This window comes from Parvibaculum sp. (assembly GCF_035511255.1).
Lineage (GTDB): Bacteria > Pseudomonadota > Alphaproteobacteria > Parvibaculales > Parvibaculaceae > Parvibaculum.
In genome coordinates this window covers 1-6,436 of sequence record NZ_DATKFR010000232.1, presented here as the reverse complement: position 1 = coordinate 6,436, position 6,436 = coordinate 1, and the positions used below count along the sequence as shown (strand labels likewise).

At 63.6% G+C, this 6,436-nt stretch carries 5 protein-coding genes; all 5 read left to right on the top strand.

What is annotated here, in order from left to right:
- Positions 1-1,215, top strand: a 1,215-nt coding sequence (locus tag VMR03_RS09035; protein ID WP_325404381.1) for an acetyl-CoA carboxylase biotin carboxylase subunit, incomplete at its 5' end; no start/stop codon positions are given.
- Positions 1,216-1,222: 7 nt separating this feature from the next.
- A complete protein-coding gene (locus VMR03_RS09030) occupies positions 1,223-1,750 on the top strand; it encodes an acetyl-CoA carboxylase biotin carboxyl carrier protein subunit (protein WP_325404379.1) in 528 nt (175 codons plus the stop codon).
- Positions 1,747-3,354, top strand: coding sequence for an acyl-CoA carboxylase subunit beta (locus VMR03_RS09025; protein ID WP_325404377.1), 1,608 nt, complete (start codon positions 1,747-1,749; stop codon positions 3,352-3,354). The genes VMR03_RS09030 and VMR03_RS09025 overlap by 4 nt, the downstream gene beginning before the upstream one ends.
- 349 nt (positions 3,355-3,703) lie before the next feature.
- Positions 3,704-4,879, top strand: a complete 1,176-nt coding sequence (locus VMR03_RS09020) for a helix-turn-helix transcriptional regulator (protein ID WP_325404375.1) — start codon at positions 3,704-3,706, stop codon at positions 4,877-4,879.
- Between the two features lie 181 nt (positions 4,880-5,060).
- Positions 5,061-6,275, top strand: coding sequence for a flavin-dependent monooxygenase (locus tag VMR03_RS09015; RefSeq protein WP_325404373.1), 1,215 nt, complete (start codon positions 5,061-5,063; stop codon positions 6,273-6,275).
- Positions 6,276-6,436: the final 161 nt, after the last annotated feature.

The following is a 6,436-nucleotide window of genomic DNA, read 5'->3' as shown; positions in this document are numbered from 1 at the left end:
GAGAATGCGGAATTCGCCGAGCGCGTGACGAAGGCGGGGATCGTCTTCGTCGGGCCGGACGCCGGCGCGATGCATCTGATGGGCGACAAGGTGCGTTCGCGCAACTTCGCCGCCGAACATGGCGTGCCGGTTGCGCCGAGCGTGTTGCAGGGTGACGACCCGGAGAATTTCCTTGCCCGGGCGAAGGCCATCGGCTTTCCGCTGCTCATCAAGGCGTCGGCGGGCGGCGGGGGCAAGGGCATGAAGATCGTGCGGGCGGCGGACGATCTCGTCGAGGCCGTGCGCACCGCGTCGAGCGAGGCGGAGCGCTATTTCGGCGACGGGCTCGTCTATGCCGAGAAGCTCGTCGAACGCGGGCGGCATATCGAGGTGCAGGTGATCGGCGACGGGACGGGTCATGTGCTCCATCTCTGCGAACGCGAATGCTCGATCCAGCGCCGTTATCAGAAGATCGTCGAGGAAGCGCCCGCGCCGAACCTTTCCGACGACCTGCGTCATCGTATCCGCACCGCCGCCGTGCAGCTCGCCTCGGCGGCGAAATACCAGAATGCCGGCACCATCGAATTCATCCTCGGCGCGGATGGGGAATTCTATTTCCTCGAAATGAACACGCGGCTCCAGGTCGAGCATCCGGTGACGGAGATGATCCTCGGTCTCGACCTCGTTGCCGAGCAGTTCCGCGTGGCGGCGGGCGAAGGACTTTCCTTCCGGCAGGAGGACATCAGACCCTCCGGTCACGCGATCGAGGTCCGCATTTGCGCCGAGGAGCCGGAGAAGGATTTCCGCCCCGCCATCGGCCGCGTCGGGCTTCTGCGTCTGCCTGCAGGCGAGGGCGTGCGTTTCGACGGTGGCATCGTCGAGGGACAGGCGGTGACGCCCGCCTTCGACTCGATGCTGGCGAAGCTCATCGTTCATGGCGGTACACGAGCCGACGCGATAGCGCGGATGAAGGCGGCCCTGACCGATCTCGCGCTGCTCGGTGTGCCGAGCAATATCGACTATCTCGCGCGCGTCATGGCGCATCCGGCCTTTGCGGCGGCGCGGATCGACACGGGCTTTCTGTCGGAACATGCGGAGGACCTGAACCTGCGCGACGCCATCGCCGAACTCGAACGCGCGGCCTGCGCGGCGGCGGCGTTGAGCCAATCTGATTTCCGGCGGCTCGCCTTCGACGTACCCGAACCTCACGCGGCGATGGGCGGATGGCGGAATTGAGGAACGTATGACCACGCAACTCAAACTCGATGGACGCACCATCCGTCTCGATATAACCAGGCGCAGGCCGGCCTTGCGGCTCGCCTTCGATGGTGTCGGACACGAGGTTATCGAAGTCCCGGCGGAAGACGGCGCCTTCGAGCTGACGCTCGATGGACGGCTCTATCGCGGCTGGCGCTATGCGGGCGAGCACGAGATTTACGTGCGGCTCGACGGGCGCACTTTCGTCATGAGCCTCGAGGAGGCTGGCGGCGCATCGGAGGCGAAGGGCAGGCATGCCAATGCCGTGCGCTCGGAGATGCCGGGCACGGTCATCGGTATCCATTGCGCCAGAGGCGACGAGGTCAGGGCGGGCGACACGCTCATCACCATCGAAAGCATGAAGCTGCAGATCGGCGTCGCCGCGCCGCGCGACGGGGTGATCGAGGATATTCACGTGGCGGCCAACGCCACCTTCGAGCGCGATGCGCTGCTGGTTTCTTTCGCGGCGCTTGCCGAACTCGCGGACGCCGACCTCATGGAGAAAAGGGCATGAGCCGGATCGTTTCGACCGTCAAGCCGGAGTCCGACGAGTTCCGCCGCCGCTACCGGCACAACCGGCGAATGGCGCAGGACCTCAAGCGGATGCAGGAGGCGGCGCGCTCGGCACGGCCGAAGCGGGACATCGAGCGGCTGGCGAAGCAGGGCAAGATGCTGCCCCGCGAGCGGCTCGAAAAGCTGCTCGATCCCGGAACGCCCTTCCTCGAACTGTCGAGCCTCGCCGGCAACATGGCCTATGAAGGCGAAGCGCCGTCGGCGAGCTGCATCACCGGCATCGGCGTCGTCTCGGGGCAGGAAGTCATGATCCATGCCGACGATGCGACGATCAAGGGTGGCGCCTGGTATCCGCTGACGGTCAAGAAGATCGTGCGCGCGCTGGACATCGCGCTCGAAAACGGGCTGCCGGTCGTCCATCTCTGCGATTCCGCCGGCGGTTTCCTGCAGATGCAGTCGGACGTCTTTCCGGACAAGTACATGGCGGGCCGGATTTTCCGCAACCAGTCGCTGCTTTCCAAGATGGGCGTCAAGCAGCTCGCGCTGGTCTTCGGCCATTGCACGGCGGGCGGCGCCTATATTCCGGCCCTGTCGGATTACAACGTCATCACGCGGGGCACCGGCGCGGTGTTCCTCGGCGGCCCGCCGCTGGTGAAGGCCGCGACGGGCGAGGTGGTGACGGCGGAGGCTCTGGGCGGCGCGGACCTGCACACGCGGACGAGCGGCACTTGCGATTATGCGGCGGAGGATGAAGACGATGCGATCCGCATCGGCCGCGAGATCGTCGCGCAATGGGAGCGGCCGAAAAAATGGGCGATCGACCGGGAGGAGGCCGAGCCGCCTTTCTACGATCCGGATGAGCTTTACGGGATTATCCCCGACGACATCAAAAAGGCCTATGACGCGCGCGAGGTGATCGCGCGGCTCGTCGACGGCAGCCGCTTCCACGAGTTTCAGCCCGATTACGGGACGACGCTCGTCTGCGGCTATGCACGCATCTGGGGTTTCCGGGTCGGCATCCTCGCCAACAATGGCGTGCTCTTCAACGACAGCGCGCTCAAGGGTGCGCATTTCATCGAGCTCTGCAACCAGAACAATACGCCGCTTCTCTTCCTGCAGAACATCACCGGCTACATGGTGGGGCGCGACTACGAGGCGGCGGGCATCACCAAGGACGGCGCCAAGATGATCATGGCGATGACCTGCTCTCATGTGCCGAAGTTCACCGTGATGTGCCACGCCTCCTTCGGCGCCGGGAATTACGGCATGTGCGGGCGCGCCTTCGACGGGCGCTTCCTCTTTGCCTGGCCCAATCATCAGATCGGCGTGATGGGCGGGGAGCAGGCAGCGAACACGCTGGCCGAGGTCAAGATCAGGCAGCTCGAACGGAATGGCGAAGCCGTCGATCAGGCGGTCATCGACGCCGTGAAGCAGGACACGCTCAAGGCCTATACGAGCCAGCTCAGCGCCTATCACTCGACCTCGGAACTCTGGGACGACGGGCTGCTCGATCCGGTCGATACCCGCAACGCGCTGGGAATCGCCATCTCCGCTTCGCTCAATGCGCCGCTGGGCACGCCGAGTTATGGGGTGTTGCGGCTTTAATGATGACTAATTGTCAGTAGGGGGCGGATATGGCCTCCGACACACAGGATCACGCTTCAGGACAAATTTGAAAAGAAGAGGAAGTACCGCGAGTTATCATGAGTGAAGGCATCCGCGGCTTTTTTGCGGATGAGACGTGCCGGGAGGAATGTCGGGTTAACCAGGCTAAGCCGTTGCGGCGGGTTGTCGCAGACGGTACCGTTCGGGAAAGCCGACGCTAGAGACAAAGAGGAACACGAAGGCCTGCCGTGTAACGAGCAGGCGCGGGTTTGGGAGGAGCAGACGTGGCGGCGAAGCGAGCCGACGCGGCTGAAACCAACCCCGCTTCTCCGGATTCGGGTGGTTGATCATGCTCAATAGTCACAAGCACGACGTTCGCAAGCCGATGCCGTCGCCGGCGCAGTTCAGCGCGCTCATCGGTCAGATCTACAACGGCTCTTTCGAGGATGTATCCTGGAAGAGAAGCCTCGAACAATTGCGCGAACATCTCGGCGCGAAGTTCGTCACGCTGTCGCTCGTCGCGAAGACGACGCTCCGGCAGGAAGCGACGATCAATGCCGGGGAGTTCGATCTCAACGATTTCGCGATGTATCAGAACGAGTATCAGCGCCATGCGCCGAAGCTCGAGATGAAGCTCGGTGAAATCACGACGATCAACGACTGGCTCTCGGATCGGCGTTATTCGAACAGCGGCAAGTTTCACGAACTGCTGGAGCTGGGCGGCATCAACCATTACATGGGATCATGGGTCTGCTCGCTGGAAGAGGTCGACTGCTTCCTGCGCATCATGCGGCCGACGGGCAGCAGCCCCTTCGACAAGCAGGAGCAGGAACTCATCTCGCTCATTGCGCCACACTTCGCCCGAGCGCTTGAAATCCGGACGCGGCTCTCGCATTCCGAAGTCGTGAACCAGATTTACGCCGAAGCGATGGACCGGCTCGCCGTCGGCGGCATCGTGCTCGACGAGGGCGGCAAGCTCGTCGCGATGAATTCGATCGCCCAGAGCCTGCTCGAACGGCGAGACGGCATCGTGGTGATGAACGGGGCGATCCGCGCGGTCTCCACGCAAGAGGACAAGGCGCTGCAGAAGCTCATCAAGTTCGCGCTCGAGACGGAGCCGGGCAGCGGCGACAAGATCACGCAAGCTCTCTCGATCAGTCGTCCATCGGGCGCGCGCGATCTCGGCGTCGTCGTCAATCCGATCCGGCTCAGCGCGCGCGTCGGCGATCGCTGGAGCCACGGCGCGGCGATCTTCATTCGCGACGCGGAGATCGGCGTCAAGACCGATCCCGCCGTGCTGCGCCAGCTCTTCGGCTTCACGCAGGCCGAAGCCTCTCTTGCGATGCAGCTTGCGAAAGGCGACAGCCTCGAACAGGCAGCGGCCGAGCAGAACATCCGCTACAACACGGCGCGCGCGCATCTGCGCTCCATGTTCGAAAAGACGGGCGTGACGCGGCAGGCGGAACTCGTTCGCATTCTCGTCAACGGCGTCGCGCCGCTGGCTTCGCTCGACAGAGCGTCCTGAGCGGAGTGTCCCGGCGGGAGCGATCCCGCCGGCACGCCCTGCCGTAGCGTCGCCGGGCCAGCGCGCATTCTGGTAGTCCGGTTAGACGATGTGGCTATCCGGGCGACGGCAACATCATCCCCGATATCGAAATAGGAGCGCCGCCTTGCCGGCGCGCGAGATAGAGCCGGGGAATTTGTCGATGGCCCGCACACAAGAAGTTGCAAGCCGCACAGCAGAAGTTGAAACCGCGATTCCAACCGCGGATGAAATTCTCGCCCGTGCGCGTGCCCTCGTTCCGGCGCTTCGGGAGCGGGCGAAGCAGGCCGAGAAGAACAGGCGCATTCCCGACGAGACGATTGCCGAGATGCAGGCGGCGGGTCTCTTCCGCGTTCTCCAGCCGAAGCGCTGGGGCGGTTACGAGATGCACCCGAACGTCTTTTACGACACGATGATCACGCTGGCCGAGGGCGACATGTCGACCGCCTGGTGCTACGGCGTCATCGGCTGTCACAACTGGCAGATGGGTCTGTTCGACGATCAGGCCGCGCAGGACGTCTGGTCGAAAGATACGTCGGTTCTCGTTTCATCGACCTACATGCTGACCGGCAAGGCGATGCCCGTCGACGGCGGCTATCGTTTCAGCGGCCATTGGCGCTTCTCGAGCGGCAGTGAGCATTGCGACTGGATTTTCCTCGGCGGGCTCGTCGATCCCGAATCGGGCAACACCGATGCGCGGACTTTTCTTCTGCCGCGCAGCGACTACGAGATCGTCGATACCTGGGATACGCACGGGCTTCGCGCGACGGGCAGCCACGACATCATCGTCAAGGACGTCTTCGTGCCGGAGTACCGTACGCACAAGATGGTCGATGGGTTGATGTGCAACAGTCCAGGCAACGCGGTCAACACCGCGCCGCTCTACCGGATGCCCTTCGCGCAGATATTCATCCGTTCGGTTTCGACCTCGGCGATCGGCGCGCTGCAGCACATGCTCGACGAGTTCATCGACTACGCGCGGGTGCGCACCACGGTGACCGGCGCGAAGACGGCGCAGGACGCTTCGGCGCAACTCGTCTGCGCGGAGGCCGCCGCTTCCATCGACGAGATGAAGACGGTGCTCCATCACAACATGGACGTGATGTACGACAAGGCGGCGAACGGCGTCTTCGTGCCGATCCCTGACCGGCTGATGTATCGCTACCAGTCGGCCGAAGTGCCGGAGCGCTGCAGCAACCTCGCCCAGCGAATCTTCAAGGCGGGCGGCGGCTCGGCGGCCTTCAACACCAAACCCTTCAGCCGCATTTTCACCGATATTTCGACGGGCCGCCAGCACGCCGCGAACCAGGCCGACAGCATCGGCCGGAACTGGGGCGGCGTCATGCTCGGTCTCGACAATACGGACTATTTCATCTGAGCGTCGGATCATCCGATCGTTGCGTGGCGGCCGCGCAAAATGCCTTAATAGCCAAGTCGAGCGTGGCCAGCTCATGATGTGAAGGCGTGCGGAGCGGGATGGAAGATCTGAAATATCATCGGCTCCGGCTTGCCGATGTCATTGCCGAGACGGGCGATGCA

What these genes read in the sequence shown, in the direction of transcription:
- VMR03_RS09030 (WP_325404379.1), top strand. Translation starts at nt 1,223, where the DNA reads ATGACCACGCAACTCAAACTCGATGGACGCACCATCCGTCTCGATATA.
- VMR03_RS09025 (WP_325404377.1), top strand. Translation starts at nt 1,747, where the DNA reads ATGAGCCGGATCGTTTCGACCGTCAAGCCGGAGTCCGACGAGTTCCGC.
- VMR03_RS09020 (WP_325404375.1), top strand. Translation starts at nt 3,704, where the DNA reads ATGCTCAATAGTCACAAGCACGACGTTCGCAAGCCGATGCCGTCGCCG.
- VMR03_RS09015 (WP_325404373.1), top strand. Translation starts at nt 5,061, where the DNA reads ATGGCCCGCACACAAGAAGTTGCAAGCCGCACAGCAGAAGTTGAAACC.